Below are 19,230 nucleotides of genomic sequence, written 5' to 3'. Positions count from 1 at the left end.
AAGTGCATGTTGCAAGATTGTCTTCCAGTGTATACCCCCGCCCAAGTGCAGGCTCTAGATCGGCGTGCTATTCAGGAATTTGGTATTCCTGGGCATGTGCTTATGGCCCGTGCAGGCCGGGCAGCTTGGCAAAGCCTGCGTCAGCAAATGCCGCAATGTCGGCACCTGTTGGTGCTGTGCGGTGGCGGTAATAACGGCGGCGATGGGTATGTGATCGCTCGGCTGGCGGCCGACGCGGGCCTTGAGGTTACACTGTGTGCGTTAAGCCCCGTGGACCAGCTGCAGGGCGATGCGGCTGCGGCCGCGGAAGACGCGTTAGCGGTAATTCAACCGGTGGCGTTTTCAGCCGATGCGCTGGGCCAAGCCGATGTAGTCATCGATGCACTATTGGGTACGGGGTTAGACCGGCCGGTGACGGGTCATTGGGCCGATGTGATTCAGGCAGTAAATAACGCGGCTAAACCCGTATTTGCCGTCGATGTACCATCAGGCCTAAGCGCTCGCACCGGGCAGGTGTTGGGTTGTGCCATCCGCGCGCAATGGACAATGAGCTTTATTGGCCGCAAACAGGGGCTTTACACCGCTCAGGCTCCTGATTATGTGGGCCGCTTGTTATTTGATGATTTAGACGTGCCTGCTGGTGTTTTTGATCAGGCATCGAGTACAAAAGGCATCCTTCAGCAGGCGCAGTTAGCGCGTTTGCTGCCGAAAAGGCCGCCCACCGCACATAAGGGGCATTTTGGTCATGTGCTAGTAGTGGGCGGTGATTACGGTATGGGGGGTGCCGTACGTATAGCCGGTGAGGCCGCTGCCCGAACTGGTGCTGGATTGGTGAGCGTGGCAACTCGCTCAGCGCATATTGCGCCGGTGCTGGCGGCCCGGCCAGAGCTGATGGTGCATGGCATTGAGACCGAGGCGGATATGGCTGTGCTTTTCTCTCGGGCAAGTGTTGTGGCGCTGGGCCCTGGTTTAGGTCAGCAGCCTTGGGGGCAGGCGTTATTTGATGAAACTTTTGCAAGTACTGGAGCTCAGGCAACCTTAGTGATTGACGCAGATGGTTTGAATTTGTTGGCTGCTGCGCCGCGGCGTTGTGACAATGCGGTACTCACGCCGCACCCCGGTGAAGCCGCGCGTTTGCTGGGGTGCAGCGTGGCCGACATCGAGCAGGATCGGTTTGCTGCGGCTGATGCGCTGGTGGCGCGCTACGGCGGCGTGGTGGTGCTTAAAGGGGCCGGAACGGTCATTGGTGATGGAGCGCAGCAGTGTATTTGCGCAAGCTATAACCCAGGTATGGCCAGTGGTGGCATGGGTGATGCGCTGACCGGAGTAATTGCGGGGTTACTGGCGCAGGGTTTGTCGGCTTGGGAAGCGGCTAACGCGGGTGTTCTGCTACATTCACAGGCGGCCAATCAGGCTGCATTAGCGGGCGAACGTGGATTATTGGCTACCGATGTGTTGGCTCATTTACGTCAGGTGGTAAATCCTAATCATGCAACTGGTTGATGCTGCGGCAACCGAAGCACTAGGTGCTTCAATAGCGCAAGACTGCCCTGCATTTGCGTGTATTCATTTACATGGCGAGTTAGGCGCAGGTAAGACCACGCTCGTGCGTGGTTTTTTGCAGGCTATGGGGCATACAGGCGCTGTGCGTAGTCCAACCTACACGCTTATCGAGCCTTATGAGACCCCGGCCGGGAAATTTTTTCATCTTGATTTATACCGGCTGAGCGACCCTGAGGAGCTTGAGTTTATTGGCTTGCGAGATTGGGTGGACGCTGGGGTGCTGCTCATCGAGTGGCCTGAGCAAGCCGCGGGCGTGGTGCCAGCAGCTGATATTGATGTAGTGTTGCGCGTGCAGGGTAACGCTCGCGAAGCAACGCTCACTTATTTTCCTAAGAGATGACTCTATCTTGTTCTTCATGATACGCTTTTTTCTATGAAACGGCTGATCAGTATTGGGCTATTAATCGCATTAATGCCGGCAACTGTTTGGGCGCAGGCGCTGGTGGAGTCTGTGCGCTCGTTTAGCGAAGCAGAAAAAACGCGGATTGTCTTTGATCTGAATGCCGCCGCCGAGCATAGAATGTTCACGCTCGAGAATCCCGATCGAATTGTGCTTGACCTCAAGAACGCCAAACTAGCCAGTGGCGCTGTTGAACCGCCAGCCGATGCGGGGCCGGTTTCGCGCATTCGCAGTGCGCCGCGTGATGGTGGCTTGCGAGTAGTGTTTGACCTGGTTGCAAAGGCCGAGGTGAGTAGCTTTGAGCTGGCGCCATCCGGTAACCGAGGACATCGGGTGGTGTTGGATTTAGCACATTCGGGCGATGCTGCTCCAATTCCGACACCCACGCCAACCCGGCAGCGCGAAGAGTTCGTGGTTGCTATTGACGCAGGGCATGGCGGCAAAGATCCTGGCGCAATTGGCGCGGGTGGTACTCGAGAAAAAGATGTGGTGTTGGCGGTGGCCAAAAGACTGGCTAATCGCATCAATGCGGTGGATGGTCTGCGGGCAGTTTTAATTCGCGATGGGGATTATTTTATTGCACTGCGCGAGCGCACGCGCAGAGCGCGCGATGCGAATGCCGAATTGTTTATCTCTTTGCATGCCGATGCGTTTAACGATCGGCGTGTGAAGGGGTCTTCGGTTTTCATTTTGTCACAAACCGGCGCATCGAGTGAGATGGGCCGCATCTTGGCTCAGCGCGAAAACGCGGCCCATCGTATTGGCAGCGTCACCTTGCATGACAAAGATGAGCAGGTTGCCTCCGTAATAATGGATCTCTCCCGTGCAGTTACCATTGAAGAGAGCATGGGTGTTGCTGAGGTGATTCGGGGAGAGTTAGCGCGGGTTGGCGATGTACATGGCCAAAACGTAGAGCAAGCTGGCTTTGCAGTGTTGAAGTCGCTAGATATGCCTTCCATATTGGTTGAGTTGGCTTTTATCTCTAATCCTGATGAAGAGCGCCGGCTGCGCTCTACCGCTTATCAAGAGCAACTGGCAACGGGGCTTTTGCAAGGTATTCGCCGGCATGTTTCGCAGCAAAACCCAGCCTTCGCGATGGGTGATGGTCAGCATGTGGTGCAGCGGGGTGATACGCTATCGCAAATTGCGAATCGCTACCGCGTATCCATCGACGCGCTCCGTCAGGCAAATGGAATCGGTAATGACATGCTCACCGTGGGGCGTACGCTACAAATTCCTTGAATCAGGAAGCCTCCATGCCCATCCAACGTTTGTCGCCGGATTTAGTCAATCAGATCGCTGCTGGAGAAATCATCGAGCGGCCCGCATCCGTACTCAAAGAACTGCTCGAAAACGCGCTAGACGCGGGTGCACGCGCTATACATATTGAAGTGGAAACTGGCGGCGCTCGGCTCATTAAGGTGCGAGATGATGGGCGGGGCATGGATGCTGATGATCTTTTACTTGCGGTTGAATCCCACGCCACCAGCAAAATTGCCGCCTTGGCGGATCTTGAGCATATCGCAAGCCTAGGTTTTCGGGGCGAAGCCTTGGCGAGCATTGCTGTGGTGTCTAATTTGCAGATTACCTCTCGGTCTGCAGAAGCAGACCATGCATTAACACTAAAAGCCGGCCTCGGTGAAATGCCAGTGCCAGCGCCCCATCCGGTGGGTACCAGTGTTGAGGTGCGCGATTTGTTTCACTCCGTGCCCGCGCGCCGTAAATTTTTACGGGCAGAGAAAACCGAGTTGCGTCATATCCAGGGGCTTTTGCGACGTATTGCGTTAGGTCGGCCCGATGTGGGTTTTGAGCTGCTGAATAACGGAAAGCGGTTGATGCATTTTCCTGCTCAGGGCGATGGTTTGGCCGCAAATCGTATTAAAGACGTATTGGGTGATGCGTTTTTAAAAGAGTCGCTTGCGATTGATGTTGATGCGGCCGGGTTACGATTAAGTGGCTGGTTGGGCTTGCCTGTTGCCGCGCGGGGGCAGGCCGATCTGCAGTATGTGTATTTGAACGGGCGGATGATTCGCGACCGGTTGGTAACACAGGCGCTGCGGCGCGCTTATGCTGATGTATTGTTTAAAGACCGGTTTCCTGCCTATGTGCTGCAGTTGCAAATAGATCCGGCGCAGGTCGATGTGAATGTTCATCCGACAAAGCATGAGGTGCGATTTCGCGAATCAGGCTTGGTGTTTGACTTTCTGCATCGGCAAGTGGCCCGTGCATTGAGCCAGGGTGGAGCGTCTGCGGAGCAACCCGCCCTGGCATCGGCCCCAGCGCCGATGGCGAGTTCAGCATGGGCGGCGCCCCCGCCATCACGACCCGCAATGCGGCCGTTTCCGGTGCAAGAGGCGGCCGCTGTCTATTCCACCGCGCGTTTGGGGCATGCGGTAGCGCAAATTCATGGGGTTTATTTATTAGCTGAGTCGGCTGCCGGATTAATTTTGATCGATATGCATGCCGCGCATGAGCGCATCGTTTATGAAAAATTAAAAAAACAATATCTGGCTAGTGGTATTGCACTGCAGCCTTTGCTGGTGCCGGCGGTCGTTGAGGTAACGCCCGCCGAGGCGGATTTGGCTGAAGAGCAGCAGCAGACGCTGTCAGACCTTGGGCTGGATGTAGAGCGCAGTGGGCCGCAGGCGTTGCAGATTAGGGGTGTGCCCGCGTTGCTGGCCGATGCAGATCCGGCGGCATTGGTGCGCGACGTGTTGAGTGATCTGACAAAGTCGCAATCGGATGCACCGATTGAGTCGCGAATGTTAGCGCGCTTAGGAACCATGGGCTGTCATGGATCGGTTAGGGCAAATCGTCGGTTAATGCCAGCTGAGCAGGAGGCGCTGTTGCGCGAAATGGAGCAGACGCCGAATATTGATCAGTGTAATCATGGTCGACCAACATGGGTAGAGCTCCCGATGGCAGAGTTGGATCGGCTCTTTTTGCGAGGGCGTTAGTGAGTCAGGTGACGTTCTCTAAACCCCCTGTGGTCTGTCTGATGGGGGCAACGGCTACGGGTAAAACGGATCTGGCCGTGTGGCTGCATGATCAGGGGCCGTTTGACATCATTAGCGTAGATTCTGCAATGGTGTATCGAGGTATGGACATTGGCACGGCAAAGCCAACACCGGCATTGCAGCAGCAGGTACCGCACGCATTATTGGATGTTCGTGATCCAGATCAGCCCTATTCAGCGGCTGAGTTTGCCAAAGACGCGCAGGCGTTGATTATGCAAAGCCATGCGGCCGGCCGCATTCCCCTTTTAGTTGGTGGCACACGATTATATTTCTCGGCACTGCTTGAGGGATTGTCAGCCTTGCCTTCGGCAGATGTAACCACACGACAGGCGATTGATGCTGAGGCAGCGCAGGAAGGCTGGCCCGCATTGCATCAACAGTTAGCCGAGGTCGACCCTCAAACCGCAGCGCGTCTACATCCCAATGATGCACAGCGAATTCAGCGGGCTTTAGAAGTCTATCGACTCACAGGTCAGCCTCTGAGTGTGTTGCGAACTCAGATGAAGGGGGAACAAAACGCTTGGTCTTTAGTCAAAATCGGTATAGCAGCATCAGATAGGCAGCAGTTACACCAAAATATCGCCAATCGGTTTGAAACAATGCTTAAGGCCGGCTTAGTAGATGAGGTGAGAGCGTTACAAGAAAAGTATCAATTACATGCAGATTTGCCATCGATGCGCGCCGTAGGCTATCGCCAAGTATGGGATTATTTAGCCGGGGGCGTGACGAAAGAAGAGCTTAAGTTTCGGGGGGTTGCTGCCACCCGACAGCTCGCAAGACGGCAGCTGACATGGTTACGTCGTGAAGCCGATGTAAACTGGGTAGATGCGGTAGATGACGCGGTGCAAAAACAATGTCGGCAATATTTGTCTGGCATGCTAGTTTAGTGAAGAGAAATAACAATTAAGGAGCAGAATTAATGTCCAAAGGGCAATCGCTACAGGAGCCTTTCCTGAACGCCCTTCGCAAGGAAAAAATCCCGGTTTCGATTTTTCTTGTCAATGGAATTAAGTTACAGGGGCATGTTGAGTCGTTTGATCAATTTGTGATTTTACTGCGGAATACGATCAGCCAAATGGTTTATAAACACGCGATCTCAACGATCGTGCCAGCCCGCAACATTAGAACATTGTTGCAGGAGGAGCGAGATCACGACTCAGACGAAGACTGAGCCGGGGGTTGCAAACGCTGCGGCTACTACCAGCGCTGCCAATCTTTTTGAAAGGTTTGATGGCGGTGAGCGAGCCGTTCTAGTGCAGCTGGATGATGGCGTTGTTGATGTTGCTGAGGCGCTAGCGGAATTTGAGGCACTTGCCGAATCAGCGGGGGCTTGTATTGTTGATCGAGTAACTGGGCGTCGGCGCCGGCCAGACGCCCGCACCTATTTGGGTGCTGGCAAGGTCGAGGAGCTGCGAGATCAAGTGCAGGCGGCTGAGGCAAACTTGGTGCTGGTTAATCATCCCTTGAGCCCGGTACAAGAACGTAATCTTGAGCGAGCACTGCAGTGTCGTGTGCTCGATCGAACCGGCTTGATTTTAGATATCTTTGCGCAGCGCGCACGATCCCACGAAGGTAAATTGCAGGTAGAGCTAGCACAACTGCGGCATATTGCCAGCCGGTTGGTGCGGGGTTGGTCTCATTTAGAACGGCAAAAAGGCGGCATTGGCTTAAGGGGGCCTGGCGAAACACAGCTCGAGATGGATCGCCGCATGCTCAATATTCGAATTGGTCAGCTTGAGCGGCGTTTGGCACGCGTTCGAAGCCAGCGTGACCAGGGGCGCAAGGCGCGGCGGCGGCGTGATCTGCCAGCGGTTTCGTTAGTGGGATACACCAATGCGGGTAAATCAACTTTGTTTAATCGCATTGCAGACTCTGGCGTGTATGCGGCTGATCAATTGTTTGCCACGCTTGATACCACACTCAGACGTATTGAATTAGCGGGCGGTGAAGCGGCCATTTTGGCTGATACCGTCGGATTTATTCGAGATCTGCCGCCGCAGCTAGTTGCCGCATTTCGCTCGACGCTAGAAGAGGTGGTTGAGGCGAATTTGTTGATTCATGTTGTTGATGCGTCAGATCCAGCGCGAGAAGATAACGCGCGTGAGGTACAATCGGTATTAAAAGCGCTGGGCGCAGAATCTGTGCCGCAGCTGCGCGTCTATAATAAGATTGATCGACGTGATCTACCGCCTCGTATAGAGCGTGATGATGATGGTTGCATTATCGCTGTTTGGTTATCTGCGATAACGGGTGAGGGGCTTGATCTTCTGCTTCAAGCCATTGCAGAGCGGGTTAGCGATGATCAGGCAAGAGGCGTGATTGTGCTGCCTGCCACGGCGGGCCGTTTGCGTGCCAAATTCTACGAATTAGGTGATGTTTTAGGAGAGGAGCTCACAGCCGAGGGTCATATTCGGCTGGCTGTTGAGTTACCAAGGCGGGAGCTGGATCGTCTTTATCAGCACGAAGGACTTAATGCAGAGCTAATGCCGTTTGCAGCCTCCGGGTTGCCGGCAGGGGTGGCGGCTCTTTAGAATCTACCGGCTATCACACTGGAGAACACAATGGCGTGGAATGAACCTGGCGGGAATAATCGTGACCCATGGAGCGGCGGTGGCGCCGGCGGTGGGGGTCGCGGCAATCAAGGCCCGCCCGATTTAGACGAGGTTATCCGCAAATTAAAGGCAAGCCTTGCTGGATTATTTGGCGCGCGCGGTAAGCGCTCTGGCCAAGGCGGTGGCTTTGGTGGCAACAATGGCGAGCGCAGTGGCGGCGCTGGCGGCCCTAGCGCCAAGGGCGTGATGCTAATCGTCGGGCTGGTCGTTTTGGGCTGGCTTGCCTCCGGCATTTATATTGTTGATGAGGGTACACGCGGCGTTGTTACCCGATTTGGTGAATTTGAGCGTATCTCAATGCCCGGGCCGCATTGGCATATTCCCTATCCGGTGGAAGCAACAGAGCGGGTTGATGTGGCTACGCGCCGCACGGTTACAGTAGGTTATCAGGCCGTTACGGCTCAGCAGGCACGCCCCATTTTGAGCGAAGCACTGATGCTTACTCAAGATGAGAACATTGTTAACGTGCAGCTTGCGGTGCAGTATCAGGTATCAGACCCAGAAGATTTCTTGTTCAACTTTGTCGATCCTGAGCAAACGCTCAAGGAGCTGACCGAGAGTGCGCTTCGCGAAACGATTGGCAAGCGGGAGATGGATTTTATTCTGACCGAAGGCCGAGCTGATGTGGCGCAGAATACGCAGTCTCTAATTAACGAAGGCCTGGCGTTGTATCAGGCGGGCATCCAAGTGATTGAAGTAATCATTCAGGATGTGCAGCCACCCGAGCAGGTTCAGGGCGCCTTTGAAGACGCCATTCGTGCGCGAGAAGACCGGGAGCGGCTGATTAATCAGGCACAAGCCTACCGTAATGAAATTATCCCGCGTGCTGAAGGTGAGGCAGCGAGAATTCTTGAGGACTCTCTCGCCTATCAAGCGCGGATTGTGCAGGCAGCCGAGGGTGAATCTAGCCGATTTTCCCAACAATTGGCTGAGTACCTAAAGGCGCCGGCGGTAACGCGTGATCGGCTTTATCTCGATACGATGGAGCGTGTGTTGGGCCGCAGTGGCAAAGTCCTGATTGATGTCGAGGACAACGCGCCTCTGATGTACTTACCGCTGGAGCGGATGATTCGTCAGTCTGCGGCACCAAGCGGTGATGAGTCGACTCAAGGGATGTCGTCGAATAACGCCTCGAGCTTTAGTTCGAGCGGTGTTCAGGGCACCGATACAACGGCCAGTAGCCGTTTAAGAACACGGGAGACCCGCTAAATGAACCGGTTTACACCTTTAATTATCGTTTTTGTTGTACTAGCGGCGGTGGGCGTAACGTTCGGAACGTTTACCGTGCACGAAACCGAGCGGGCGATTAAATTCAGGCTTGGTGAAGTGGTGCGTGATGACTTCACACCGGGGCTGTATTTTCAGATTCCGTTTGTGAACAACGTGCGTAAAATTGACGCACGGGTGCAAACACTCGATGAGGATGCTCAACGCTTTTTGACCATAGAGCAGAAAAACTTGATCGTCGATTCGTTTGTTAAGTGGCGTGTGAATGATGTGTCTCAGTATTACATCACGGTAGGTGCAGACCCGCGCCAAGCGAATTTGCGCCTGTCTGAAATTATTCGTGATGGGTTGCGTAACGAGTTTGGTAAACGCCGGGTGGAAGATGTGATCTCAGGTGATCGCGCCGACATTATGACCATCCTCACCGAGGCAGCTGGTGAAGCAGGCCAGTCGTTGGGCATTCAGGTGCTCGATGTCAGAATCAAGCGCGTTGATTTGCCAGAGGGCGTGAGTGAGTCAGTCTTCAACCGCATGGTTGCGGCTCGTGAGCGGGTAGCACGTGAGTTCAGGGCCGAGGGGCAGGAAGAGGCAGAGCGTATTCGCTCCGCTGCCGATCGCCGGCGCTCTGAGATCTTAGCGGGTGCGCGTAGAGAGGCTGAAGAGCGTCGCGGTGAGGCAGATGCCCAGGCAACGGCAATTTACGCCCGCGCCTTTCAGGCAGAGCCCGAGTTCTATCGCTTTAAGCGCAGTCTTCAGGCTTATGAAAGTACCTTCAGCAGTAAAGAAGACCTGCTGGTGCTCTCGCCCAATTCAGAGTTTTTCCGTTACTTTGACCAGCTCGATGATTTGATTATCGAGTAGTATTGATGATTCAGGATCTCCTCACAGCCTTTGCGCTGCTGTTGATTATTGAGGGGATCCTCCCTTTTTTGAGCCCCCGAACAATGCGTAAAGCGCTGTTTAGTATTGTGCAAAACAACGATAAGGCCTTGCGCATGACCGGCCTTATGACCATGCTTGCCGGGCTTTTGCTGTTATACCTGGTTCGCTGAGTCGTTTAGGGGGGGTAAATAAAATGCATGTTGGTAAGCAAAGCGCATGGTTATTGCCGGATGCGATTGAAGAGGTACTGCCGCCTGCAGCTAAACAGCTTGAGCAGCTTCGGCAAGCCGTGCTTAAAATCTGTGCACTTTGGGGCTATGAACAAATCATGCCGCCCGCCATTGAGTTTCTTGAGTCTCTGCTTTCTGGGTCAGCCCACGATCTAGACCTCGATACCTTTAAACTGACCGATCAGCTTAGTGGGCGGATGATGGGGGTGCGCGCAGATATCACGCCGCAGGCAGCGCGTATTGACGCCCATCAGCTCAAATCAGACGGCCCAACTCGGCTGTGCTACACCGGTACTGTGCTTAAAACTCGCCCAGATGGGCTCGGTAACTCTCGCAACCCATTACAGATGGGGGCAGAGCTCTACGGGCATGCGGGGGTGGAAAGCGATGTGGAGGTGATTGCGCTGATGGTACAGGTGCTGCAGGCAGCCGGCGCTGAAAGTCTCCACATTGATTTAGGCCATGTGGGTATCTTTCGAGGGCTGGTTGAAGATGCTGGGCTTGAGGCTGATAGCGAAACACGGCTTTGGGATGCCTTGCAGCGTAAATCAGCGCCTGATTTACAGGAGTTGCTGAGCCAACTTTCCATTGGCGATCAGCAAAGAGACTGGATAACGGCATTGCCGGCACTCAATGGTGGGCCCGAGGTGCTTAAAGAGGCGAAAACCCGCCTAGCAGGTGCAGGATCCGCTGTGCAGCAGGCACTGAGCGATCTATCAGCGATCATAGATGCGCTATCGCGCTGGCTACCCAACGTGACCCTGCATTTCGATTTGGGAGAGTTGCGTGGCTATCGTTATCACACCGGTGTAGTTTTTGCTGCCTATGTTTCTGGTCGCGCACAAGAGCTAGCGCGGGGCGGGCGCTATGATGGCATTGGTGAGGTATTTGGTCGGGCGCGAGCAGCAACCGGATTTAGTACAGACCTGAAAGCCTTGCTATTACTTAGCGATGCGCCGCCGCCCAGTCAGAACGCAATCGCTGCGCCATGGCAGGATGATGCGCAGTTGCGACAAAAGGTGATGGATTTACGTGCAGAGGGCGAAGTGGTGATTTGGATGTTGCCAGATCACGAATTCACGCCAGACACACTGGGTTGTAACCGAAAGCTGATCCTAACAACCGATGCAGGCTGGCAAGTAAAGCCTGTTTGAAGAGAGATTTCTGATGGCAAAAAGCGTAGTGGTCATAGGCTCCCAGTGGGGCGATGAGGGTAAAGGCAAAGTCGTTGATTTGCTAACCGATCGGGTATCAACGGTGGTGCGGTTTCAGGGTGGTCATAACGCCGGCCATACACTGGTAATCGATGGGCAAAAAACGGTTTTGCATTTAATTCCATCGGGCATCCTGCGCCAGCATGTGTTGTGTTTGATTGGCAATGGTGTGGTGATTTCGCCTGAAGCATTACTTAAAGAAATTGCCGCGCTAGAGGCCTCAGGCGTACCTGCGCGTGAGCGCCTTCGTATTAGCCCGGCCTGCCCGGTAATTTTGAGCTCTCATATTGCGCTTGACCAAGCGCGTGAGAAGGCGCGGGGTAAAGCGGCAATTGGCACCACAGGCCGCGGCATCGGGCCGGCTTATGAAGATAAAGTCGCGCGCCGCGGGATCAGAATTGGCGATCTGTTTCATCGAGAGCGGCTTGCCGCAAAGCTCGGCGAGCTTGTCGATTATCACAACTGTGTGCTTGAGAAGTTCTATGGTGAGGCAAGGCAAGACTTTCAAGCCATCTTAGAAGAATGCCTTAAAGCGGCGGGGCAGCTCGAATCGATGGTGGCCGATATTAGTCGGCTACTGATCGAGCGGCGTAAAGCAAGCGATAACCTTTTGTTTGAGGGTGCTCAGGGCACCTTGCTGGATATTGACCAGGGTACTTACCCGTACGTGACCTCATCGAATACCACGGCCGGAGCTGCCGCTGTGGGTACCGGTATTGGGCCGCTAGAGCTCGACTATGTGTTGGGTATTACCAAAGCCTACACCACGCGGGTTGGCGCCGGCCCGTTCCCCACTGAGCTGCCTGATGGGGTTGGCGAGCATTTAGCTAAGCGAGGTCACGAGTTTGGTTCTACCACAGGCCGCCCAAGACGCTGTGGCTGGTTTGATGCGGTGGCGCTACGGCGTGCCGTAGAGATTAACAGCCTGTCTGGGTTATGTATGACAAAACTCGATGTGCTCGATGAGCTAGATGTTCTGCGAATTTGTATTGGCTATCGCTGTGGGGCACAGCGCAGCGATGTGCTGCCAACCGGTGCTGAAGCACTGGCCGAGTGTCAGCCAGAGTACGTTGAAATGCCAGGCTGGCAACGCTCAACGGTGGGCGTTCAAACCTATGAAGATTTACCCGCCGAAGCACGTGATTATTTAGAACGTATCGAAACGTTGTGTGGTGTATCAATCGATATTATCTCTACGGGCCCTGATAGAAACGAGACGATTATCAGGCGACATCCTTTCGCTTAAAATATTTACCATACTCATGGTAAGCTGACGAAAACTCACTACTTAATAGTAATGGTGGGTTAATCTAGGCTTCAAGGCGGTATACCGCTAGGTGAGATATGGAATCCTCTGAAAAACAAAACTTGATCGTTGGTGAAGGCGTGAGCCTAACCGGTGAAGTTGAAGCGCCCGGGCTTATTACTTTACACGGCACCATCCACGGTAATGCATTTGGCGATGATGTTCGCGTGGGGCCGACTGGCTGCGTTAAAGGCAGTATTGAGGGTCGAAATGTTGATATTGAAGGCCAAGTGAGTGAAAAAGTTGTCGCAAAAACACTGGCGTTGCGCTCAACCGCTGCCGTGCATGGTGATGTGGAGTACGAAACCATTGAGATTGAAGCGGGTGCAAGAATCGACGGGGTGTTAAGAAACTCCGCGCCGGCCACAGAAAATGCGCCCGCTGGATATATTGATGCCGAGCAGTTGATTGACCGTCTTTCAACATCGCAAGCAGAAGACACGGATGACAATGAGCCATAATTCCCATGATGCGGGTATCTGGCTTGCTGATATCCATAAGCAATTGCCAGAAGAAGGCTCGGTACAGCTTTTAATCCCTAGCGAAACAGGCGTTTCACACGTTTGGGTCGGCCGGCAGGATATTGATCGATACCAACAAGTGCAGGCTCAAAAAGTGCGACGGCAGCGGCGCATTTATACCCTCATTTCTGCATCTTTATTAGCGATTGCGCTAACGGTTTTTGGGCAAAGCCTGCAGCTCAATCAGCGTAATTCATCCCTTGGGGTGCGTTTAACGCAAACGCAAGACCAGCTTCAGCAGCTATCCCAAAGTGCAGACCAAGTGATAGCAGCGGCACAAACCGCAGGTGCTAACTCAACGCCAGACCTAAGCAGCGTAGCGGGTTTTATTGAAACGCAGGACGAGGCATTTTCCTTGTATGCCGAGTTTACTCGGCCATTAGCGGCGCTGCATTTAGAGTCGCTGGGAGAAGAGTTTGAGAATACCGGGATTGACTTGCCGGATATTATTACCAGCGTGGCCAGTGAGCCTAGAATTGGGTCCCCGATAGGAGCGGATGACGGCGTTAGCGCAGTCATTAATCGGTATGTCACCCAAGATGCAGCCGAACGGCTAGAGCAGATTGCACAACTTAATGTGTTTCGGGCTAACTTGCCTGATTTAGAACCCATGGTTGCTGCGCGCATGACCTCAGGATTTGGCATGCGCAAACACCCAATAACCGGTCAGGTGGTGCCGCATCGAGGCATTGATATGGTGTCTGATGAAGACAGAACCGTGTTAGCTGCGGGTGCAGGGCAAGTTACCTTTGCAGGCCGTCGTGGTCGCTACGGCAATTTTGTTGTAGTGGATCATGGGTTAGGCGTAGAAACCCGTTACGCTCATCTACAACGTATTGATGTAGCAGAGGGTGAATTTGTCGAAAAAGGGCAGGCACTTGGCGTGATGGGTGACACGGGCCGAACAACAGGGTTGCACCTGCACTACGAAGTGCGATTTGCAGGTCAGCATGTTGACCCGCGGTCAATGTTAGAGGTGGCCCGTAATGTTCAATAAAAGAAAAGATGAGCCACCTGTTCGAAGCCAAACAAGACCCTCCATTTTAAGCGAGGGTGTTGTGATTACTGGAGACATTCAGGTACCGGGCGCTATTCATTTACAGGGCACGGTCGAGGGCCGTGTTACTGCAGATCAGGTGGTGGTGGGGCAGCCTGGATTAGTTGAGGGAGAGATTGACGCGTTTTCTGTTTCATTGGCGGGTCGTTTTCGGGGCAGTCTTCGCTGTAACGAGCTCTCTATTACTCACAGCGCCAGTTTACGTGGCGATGTGAATTGCCAGTCGCTCAAGTTGCAGCCAGGTGCAATAATAGAGGGTGATATCTCGGTAGGCGAAAGCAGGGATTAACCTGAAGGCAACGATTTTTCCAAAACTCACCGGATTACTGCGGTTAGCAGGCTACTTAGGGCCGTACTGGAAGCAGGCGCTCATCGCTGGGGCAGCCCTGGTAATTGCGGCCGGCAGCGTGCTTGCCGTTGGGCAGGGGCTTCGTGTGGTCATCGATCGAGGTTTTGCCGATGGCACCGCCGCGGCCCTTGATCAGGCGCTATTGCTGGTGGGGGGCGTTGTTGTGGTAATGGCAGCTGCTGCGGCCCTGCGTTTTTATTGGGTGATGTGGATTGGCGAGCGGATGGCGGCCGATCTTAGGCAAGATGTATTTTCTCGCCTACTGACGCTAGAGCCTGGATTTTATTTACGCAACGGTGTGGCCGAGATTCAATCGCGGATGACCACCGATACCGCGTTGCTACAAAGTGTTCTGGGCTCAATTTTCTCGATGGCACTGCGCAATGTCCTGTTATTGATTGGCACTTTGGTTATGTTGATCATAACCAGCCCCGGGCTTAGCGCGATTGTGATTGCCGGCATTCCCGTGGTGGTAGCGCCCATGCTGTTTTATGGACGACGGGTGCGTCGACTTTCACGGCTCAGCCAAGACCGTATTGCCGATGTGGGGAGTTATGCCAGTGAAACGCTGGGTGGCATAGAGACCGTTCAAGCCTTCGTTCACGAAACCGAAGACCAAAGGGCGTTTCAGACGCGAGTGGAATCAGCGTTTAGCGCTGCGGTGCAGCGCATTCGTCAGCGCGCGGGGTTAAATGCGCTGGGCTTGTTGCTCGCATTTACTGGGGTTGCCTTTGTGCTATGGCGCGGGGGGCATGCGGTGTTGGCCGGCACAATGAGTGCAGGCGAGCTATCAGCGTTTATTTTTTATGCCGTGCTAGCTGCCGGTGCAGTTGGTGTTTTGTCTGAGGTTGCCGGCGAATTATTTCGCGCTTCAGGCGCGGCCGAGCGGCTATTTGAGTTACTGGATGCAGAACCAGCAATAAAAGCCCCGGCGCATCCGCTACCCCTACCACAGCCGGCCCGCGGCGAAGTGACCCTCAAGGGCGTCACCTATCGCTATCCCACCCGGCCAGAGCCCCCCGCGCTGGTGGACATCGAATTAACGGTCAAAGCGGGAGAGACGCTGGCGCTAGTGGGGCCATCAGGTGCCGGTAAGAGCACATTAATTAATTTGTTGCTGCGATTTTATGATCCAGACCAAGGTCAGGTGCTGTTTGACGGGGTAGATTTGCGAGAGATAGATCCAGCAGATCTGCGTCAAAGACTGGCACTGGTCGCACAAACTCCCGTGCTGTTTACCGGTACGGTGCGCGATAATATTCGATTTGCCGATCCTGATGCGAGTGATCAGCGCCTCCAAGCGGCTGCAGCTGATGCCAATTGCAGCGAATTCATTGCAGCGCTGCCGCAAGGAATGGACACCTATATTGGCCCAGGTGGTTTGCAGCTTTCTGGCGGTCAGCGACAGCGCATCGCCATTGCACGAGCGATATTGCGAGACCCGGCATTGTTGTTGCTTGATGAGGCAACCAGTAGTTTAGATGCCGAGAGTGAAGAGCATGTACAAATAGCACTCGCGCGCCTGATGGCGGGCCGCACTAGCGTGGTTATCGCACATCGGCTGGCAACTGTGCGTAATGCCGATCGGATTGCGGTGTTAGAAGCCGGCCGAATTCGTGCCATTGGTCCGCATGAGGCACTAACGCAATCCGATACCCTTTATGCGCACTTAGCTGCGCTTCAGTTTCAATAGCGGTAAACTACAAGTTGTTTGGTCTGTTATTTGCTGAGGTCTTATGTACCCCTTTTTGGCGCTTGCTGGTGCTCTCGGTTTGCTCTCCGTTGGCTTTGGTGCGTTTTCTGAGCATGCGCTGCAGCCGCGGGTTGATGCCGAGTCATTCCGTTATTTGATGACGGCTATTCGTTACAACCAGGTCCACGCGGTGGTGTTATTGGCTCTCTCGCTTGGCTTGGCTGCACCGATTGCATCCGACACGTGGCGTCGCCTGCGTCTGGCAGCATGGCTGATGTTTGCGGGTACGGTGTTGTTTAGCGTGAGTATTTATCTGTCGGTAATGCTCGGCATTCCCGCGCTTACCTATTTCACTCCAGTGGGCGGTGTCACGTTAATGTTGGCTTGGGCCGCTATTATTTGGGCAGGCTGGTCAGCAGCACGATAAGGTAACGGGCTCATGGGCTTTCTCAAAATTGGCGAGAAAGACAAAGACGGCCGCCAAAAACGCATTGAGCATACCGGACGATACCTGCGCGTCAGTCGTACAGGTGGTGTGGCCCTTCGTGCGCATGTTAAAGCCGGCGGTATCAACATTACCGGCAACACGCGGCATGGTCTGCGCCTGTCAACTCGGCTTGCAAAAAACACGCAAATTGCTATGCAGAATGGGCGATTTATTTTGCGTGGTCGCTACGGTTCCGATGCCGCACGCATTAACCTCTCTAAAACCGGCGTCACCGTCTCTACCAAAACACCTATTGGGGCCATTAACTGGGTAAAGCCGGGCCGCTCTTCGGTCAAAATCGCTGGCGTGCAGATGCGGGGCCAAAAAGCGGCTGTCATGCAGCTGATTTATTTGGTTTGGATGGCCGTTGCCTCGTCGCTACGCATGATTTTTGGCGGTCTCAATGCGGTAGTGCAAATGTTGCACAGCAAAGAGCGACTCGGTCTGGCATTGGATGAAGTCAAACCGGTTGGTGAGGCGCTGATACAGCAACTCAATGTTGATTTGACGCAGGAGCCAGCGCGCGATCTTTTTGCGGGGCTGGTTTTTATAGTCACAGCGCTAGGCCGCGGGCAAACGCAGTTCCAACCCAATGAATTAGGCATGCCTAAGCCGCAAACGGCTGTCGAGCATGCTTTGCTTGATGACATGACTGTTGCGGGCACGCAAATCGTGGGTTGGCTGAATGCGCGGGTTGATGATCCCTTGGCTGTCCTTGGGGTGATGCAGCAGCTTGCCGTGGCATTAGCAGCGCGCGCAGATACGGGGTTTAAAAGTGAGGCGCTGCTATCTTTAGATGACGCCTGTCTGGCCAGTGGCCCCCGCACCGTGCTGCAAGATGAAATGATCGATCTTCTTGCCGAGATTTTTGCTGTGGACTTCGCAATTGAGGGTGAGTGAGATGACACCGGGTTTTGATCAGGTGGTCTGGCTGCATGAGATGTTGATTCGTCAGGCAGATCCAGCCGCAAGCAGTGAGGCATCACACCCCGGGCGTTTAAAGCCAGCAACGGAGTGGCAGCCGCGGGTCAGTGCCATAACGCCTTATCATGCTGTTGATCCCGCACAGTTGGGCCTTTCTGGCTTTCGGGACTTTGCTGATATACCCGATGCTGCGTTAACGGCGGCTATCGAACAAGTGGTGGCTACTGAGGGGCCTGTGCATTTTGATGTGTTGGCCGACCGGCTGTTGGAGGCAGCCGGTATAAAGCGTCTGGGGCGACGTATTCGGGCAAGGATTCAAGCACAGCTGCAGGCTATTAATGAGATTAATTTCGATGGGGGCAGGGTGGCTTACGCAGAGCAAATGTTGGTGCCACCGTATCGTGATTGGCGCACAGCGCCAGATAAAACGCGTCAGCTTGAATACGTTAGTGATGCTGAGCTGATGCTCGCGCTGTTTCGCGCCGTGTTTGATGACAGGCTGACTGACGAAGATTCCATTATGAACACGGGACTTCATAACATTGGATTTATCCGCTTTACCGAGCGTGCGCGAAGCCAGCTGCAAAAACCACTTTCACGTTTGTATGCGCTTGAGATGCTGGTAATTGATAATGGCAACGTGGCGGTGGGTAAAAAGGCATTCCTTCGATGAGCACAACGGCAGGCTATCAACGGATCGTTTGCCTAACGGAAGAGACGACAGAAACCCTGTATTTGCTAGGGCAGGCCGATCGTATTGTGGGTATCTCTGGATTTACGGTGCGCCCGGCGCGCGCGCGTAAAGAAAAGCCTCGAGTATCGGCATTTACCTCGGCCAAACTTGATCGCATTCTTGATCTATCGCCTGATTTGGTTCTAGGTTTTTCTGATTTGCAGGCCGATATTGCCGCCGATTTGATTCGCGCAGGCATTGAGGTTCATGTCTTTAATCAGCGCACGGTGGCGGGCATCTTAACCATGATTCGCCATTTAGGTGCGATGGTAGAGGCCACGGTAGCGGCCGCTGAGCTTATCGAGTCGTTACAAGCTCATATTGAATCAGTTGCGGAAGCAGGGCGTGCATTGCCCTACCGCCCGTGGGTTTACTTCCAAGAATGGGATGATCCACAGATCTGCGGGATTCGCTGGGTGAGTGAGCTGATTGAAATAGCTGGCGGGCAGGATTGTTTTAGTGATCTTGCGCGCGCGCCTGATGCTGCCAGCCGAATTATTTCCGATTCAGGCGTTGTCGCCGCCCGATCACCAGAGGTTATTGTTGGGTCTTGGTGTGGTAAGAAATTTCGTCCTGAGCGGCTTTATTCTGATCCAATTCTTGCTGATGTGCCGGCGGTTCAGCGCGATGCGCTGTATGAAATCAAATCACCGTTAATTTTGCAGCCAGGGCCGGCTGCGTTAACCGACGGGCTTGATGCGTTGCAGTGCATCATTAAAGAGGTGGCGTTGCGTTTTGCCAGGTAGAGCAGTTACTCTAGAGACCTGACAGCGGGAGAGTTCTACGCATTAGCACACGGCTAAGGTAGGCGCCGAAGGAGCAACGACCCCGGAATCTCTCAGGCACACGGACCGCTGTCATGTTTGAAATTTCCGAAAAGCAGTCGCTTAGACGACTCGCCGAAGGAGCAAATAAAAGGCCGCTAGGTCTTTTATGAATCTCTCAGGCACCAGGACGGAAGGGGTACGACCCGTGCATGTGCACGGATAGTGCCATACGACCTAATTCGGAGATC

20 protein-coding genes and 1 riboswitch are annotated in these 19,230 nt (G+C 54.1%); all 20 genes read left to right on the top strand.

Annotated features, from left to right (window positions below):
- Positions 1–6 precede the first annotated feature (6 nt).
- The 20 genes from GH984_RS03625 to GH984_RS03530 all read left to right on the top strand — a co-directional run bounded on the left by GH984_RS03625 (position 7) and on the right by GH984_RS03530 (position 18,961).
- Entirely contained in the window at positions 7–1,503 is a 1,497-nt protein-coding gene (locus GH984_RS03625) for an NAD(P)H-hydrate dehydratase (protein WP_153718854.1), read from the top strand.
- The gene (tsaE, locus tag GH984_RS03620; protein ID WP_153718853.1) at positions 1,490–1,903 is read left to right on the top strand and encodes a tRNA (adenosine(37)-N6)-threonylcarbamoyltransferase complex ATPase subunit type 1 TsaE; all 414 of its coding nucleotides are present in this window, start codon (positions 1,490–1,492) and stop codon (positions 1,901–1,903) included. Before GH984_RS03625 ends, tsaE begins: the two co-directional genes overlap by 14 nt.
- Before the next feature lie 33 nt (positions 1,904–1,936).
- The gene (locus tag GH984_RS03615) at positions 1,937–3,205 is read left to right on the top strand and encodes an N-acetylmuramoyl-L-alanine amidase (protein ID WP_172973157.1); all 1,269 of its coding nucleotides are present in this window, start codon (positions 1,937–1,939) and stop codon (positions 3,203–3,205) included.
- Between the two features lie 14 nt (positions 3,206–3,219).
- Positions 3,220–4,920, top strand: coding sequence for a DNA mismatch repair endonuclease MutL (gene mutL / locus GH984_RS03610; protein ID WP_153718852.1), 1,701 nt, complete (start codon positions 3,220–3,222; stop codon positions 4,918–4,920).
- Positions 4,920–5,867: a tRNA (adenosine(37)-N6)-dimethylallyltransferase MiaA gene (miaA, locus tag GH984_RS03605; protein ID WP_369691924.1), complete on the top strand. Its 948-nt coding sequence runs from the start codon at positions 4,920–4,922 to the stop codon at positions 5,865–5,867. The genes mutL and miaA overlap by 1 nt, the downstream gene beginning before the upstream one ends.
- Positions 5,868–5,899: 32 nt before the next feature.
- Complete coding sequence (gene hfq, locus GH984_RS03600) at positions 5,900–6,151, top strand: RNA chaperone Hfq (RefSeq protein WP_153718850.1); 252 nt, start codon at positions 5,900–5,902, stop codon at positions 6,149–6,151.
- Positions 6,129–7,511, top strand: coding sequence for a ribosome rescue GTPase HflX (gene hflX / locus GH984_RS03595; protein WP_369691954.1), 1,383 nt, complete (start codon positions 6,129–6,131; stop codon positions 7,509–7,511). Before hfq ends, hflX begins: the two co-directional genes overlap by 23 nt.
- A 30-nt stretch (positions 7,512–7,541) precedes the next feature.
- Positions 7,542–8,801 carry an FtsH protease activity modulator HflK gene (gene hflK, locus GH984_RS03590; protein WP_153718849.1) on the top strand — a complete coding sequence of 420 codons (1,260 nt, stop codon included), beginning with the start codon at positions 7,542–7,544 and terminating at the stop codon, positions 8,799–8,801.
- Positions 8,802–9,680, top strand: coding sequence for a protease modulator HflC (gene hflC, locus GH984_RS03585; RefSeq protein WP_153718848.1), 879 nt, complete (start codon positions 8,802–8,804; stop codon positions 9,678–9,680).
- Positions 9,681–9,685: 5 nt separating this feature from the next.
- Positions 9,686–9,871: a DUF2065 domain-containing protein gene (locus GH984_RS03580; protein ID WP_153718847.1), complete on the top strand. Its 186-nt coding sequence runs from the start codon at positions 9,686–9,688 to the stop codon at positions 9,869–9,871.
- A gap of 23 nt (positions 9,872–9,894) precedes the next feature.
- Positions 9,895–11,085, top strand: a complete 1,191-nt coding sequence (locus tag GH984_RS03575; protein ID WP_153718846.1) for an ATP phosphoribosyltransferase regulatory subunit — start codon at positions 9,895–9,897, stop codon at positions 11,083–11,085.
- A 13-nt stretch (positions 11,086–11,098) separates the two neighbouring features.
- The gene (locus GH984_RS03570; protein ID WP_153718845.1) at positions 11,099–12,391 is read left to right on the top strand and encodes an adenylosuccinate synthase; all 1,293 of its coding nucleotides are present in this window, start codon (positions 11,099–11,101) and stop codon (positions 12,389–12,391) included.
- A 98-nt stretch (positions 12,392–12,489) separates the two neighbouring features.
- On the top strand, positions 12,490–12,912 hold the full coding sequence (locus GH984_RS03565; protein WP_153718844.1) for a bactofilin family protein: 423 nt from the start codon (positions 12,490–12,492) through the stop codon (positions 12,910–12,912).
- Positions 12,902–13,969, top strand: coding sequence for a M23 family metallopeptidase (locus GH984_RS03560; protein ID WP_172973156.1), 1,068 nt, complete (start codon positions 12,902–12,904; stop codon positions 13,967–13,969). Before GH984_RS03565 ends, GH984_RS03560 begins: the two co-directional genes overlap by 11 nt.
- The gene (locus GH984_RS03555) at positions 13,959–14,318 is read left to right on the top strand and encodes a bactofilin family protein (RefSeq protein WP_153718842.1); all 360 of its coding nucleotides are present in this window, start codon (positions 13,959–13,961) and stop codon (positions 14,316–14,318) included. Before GH984_RS03560 ends, GH984_RS03555 begins: the two co-directional genes overlap by 11 nt.
- Entirely contained in the window at positions 14,314–16,071 is a 1,758-nt protein-coding gene (locus GH984_RS03550; protein ID WP_369691953.1) for an ABC transporter transmembrane domain-containing protein, read from the top strand. The genes GH984_RS03555 and GH984_RS03550 overlap by 5 nt, the downstream gene beginning before the upstream one ends.
- 43 nt (positions 16,072–16,114) lie before the next feature.
- Positions 16,115–16,498: a DUF423 domain-containing protein gene (locus GH984_RS03545; protein WP_153718840.1), complete on the top strand. Its 384-nt coding sequence runs from the start codon at positions 16,115–16,117 to the stop codon at positions 16,496–16,498.
- A 12-nt stretch (positions 16,499–16,510) separates the two neighbouring features.
- Positions 16,511–17,458, top strand: a complete 948-nt coding sequence (locus GH984_RS03540; RefSeq protein ID WP_153718839.1) for a hypothetical protein — start codon at positions 16,511–16,513, stop codon at positions 17,456–17,458.
- Position 17,459: 1 nt separating this feature from the next.
- Positions 17,460–18,155, top strand: a complete 696-nt coding sequence (locus tag GH984_RS03535) for a DUF3320 domain-containing protein (RefSeq protein ID WP_172973155.1) — start codon at positions 17,460–17,462, stop codon at positions 18,153–18,155.
- The gene (locus GH984_RS03530; protein WP_153718837.1) at positions 18,152–18,961 is read left to right on the top strand and encodes a cobalamin-binding protein; all 810 of its coding nucleotides are present in this window, start codon (positions 18,152–18,154) and stop codon (positions 18,959–18,961) included. Before GH984_RS03535 ends, GH984_RS03530 begins: the two co-directional genes overlap by 4 nt.
- Before the next feature lie 15 nt (positions 18,962–18,976).
- A riboswitch (glycine riboswitch) is annotated at positions 18,977–19,079 on the top strand.
- Positions 19,080–19,230: the final 151 nt, after the last annotated feature.

The organism is Spiribacter salilacus, assembly GCF_009649225.1.
Taxonomy (GTDB): domain Bacteria; phylum Pseudomonadota; class Gammaproteobacteria; order Nitrococcales; family Nitrococcaceae; genus Spiribacter; species Spiribacter salilacus.
The sequence above is the reverse complement of the archived record's forward strand: the minus strand, read 5'-3'. Positions and strand labels throughout refer to the sequence as shown.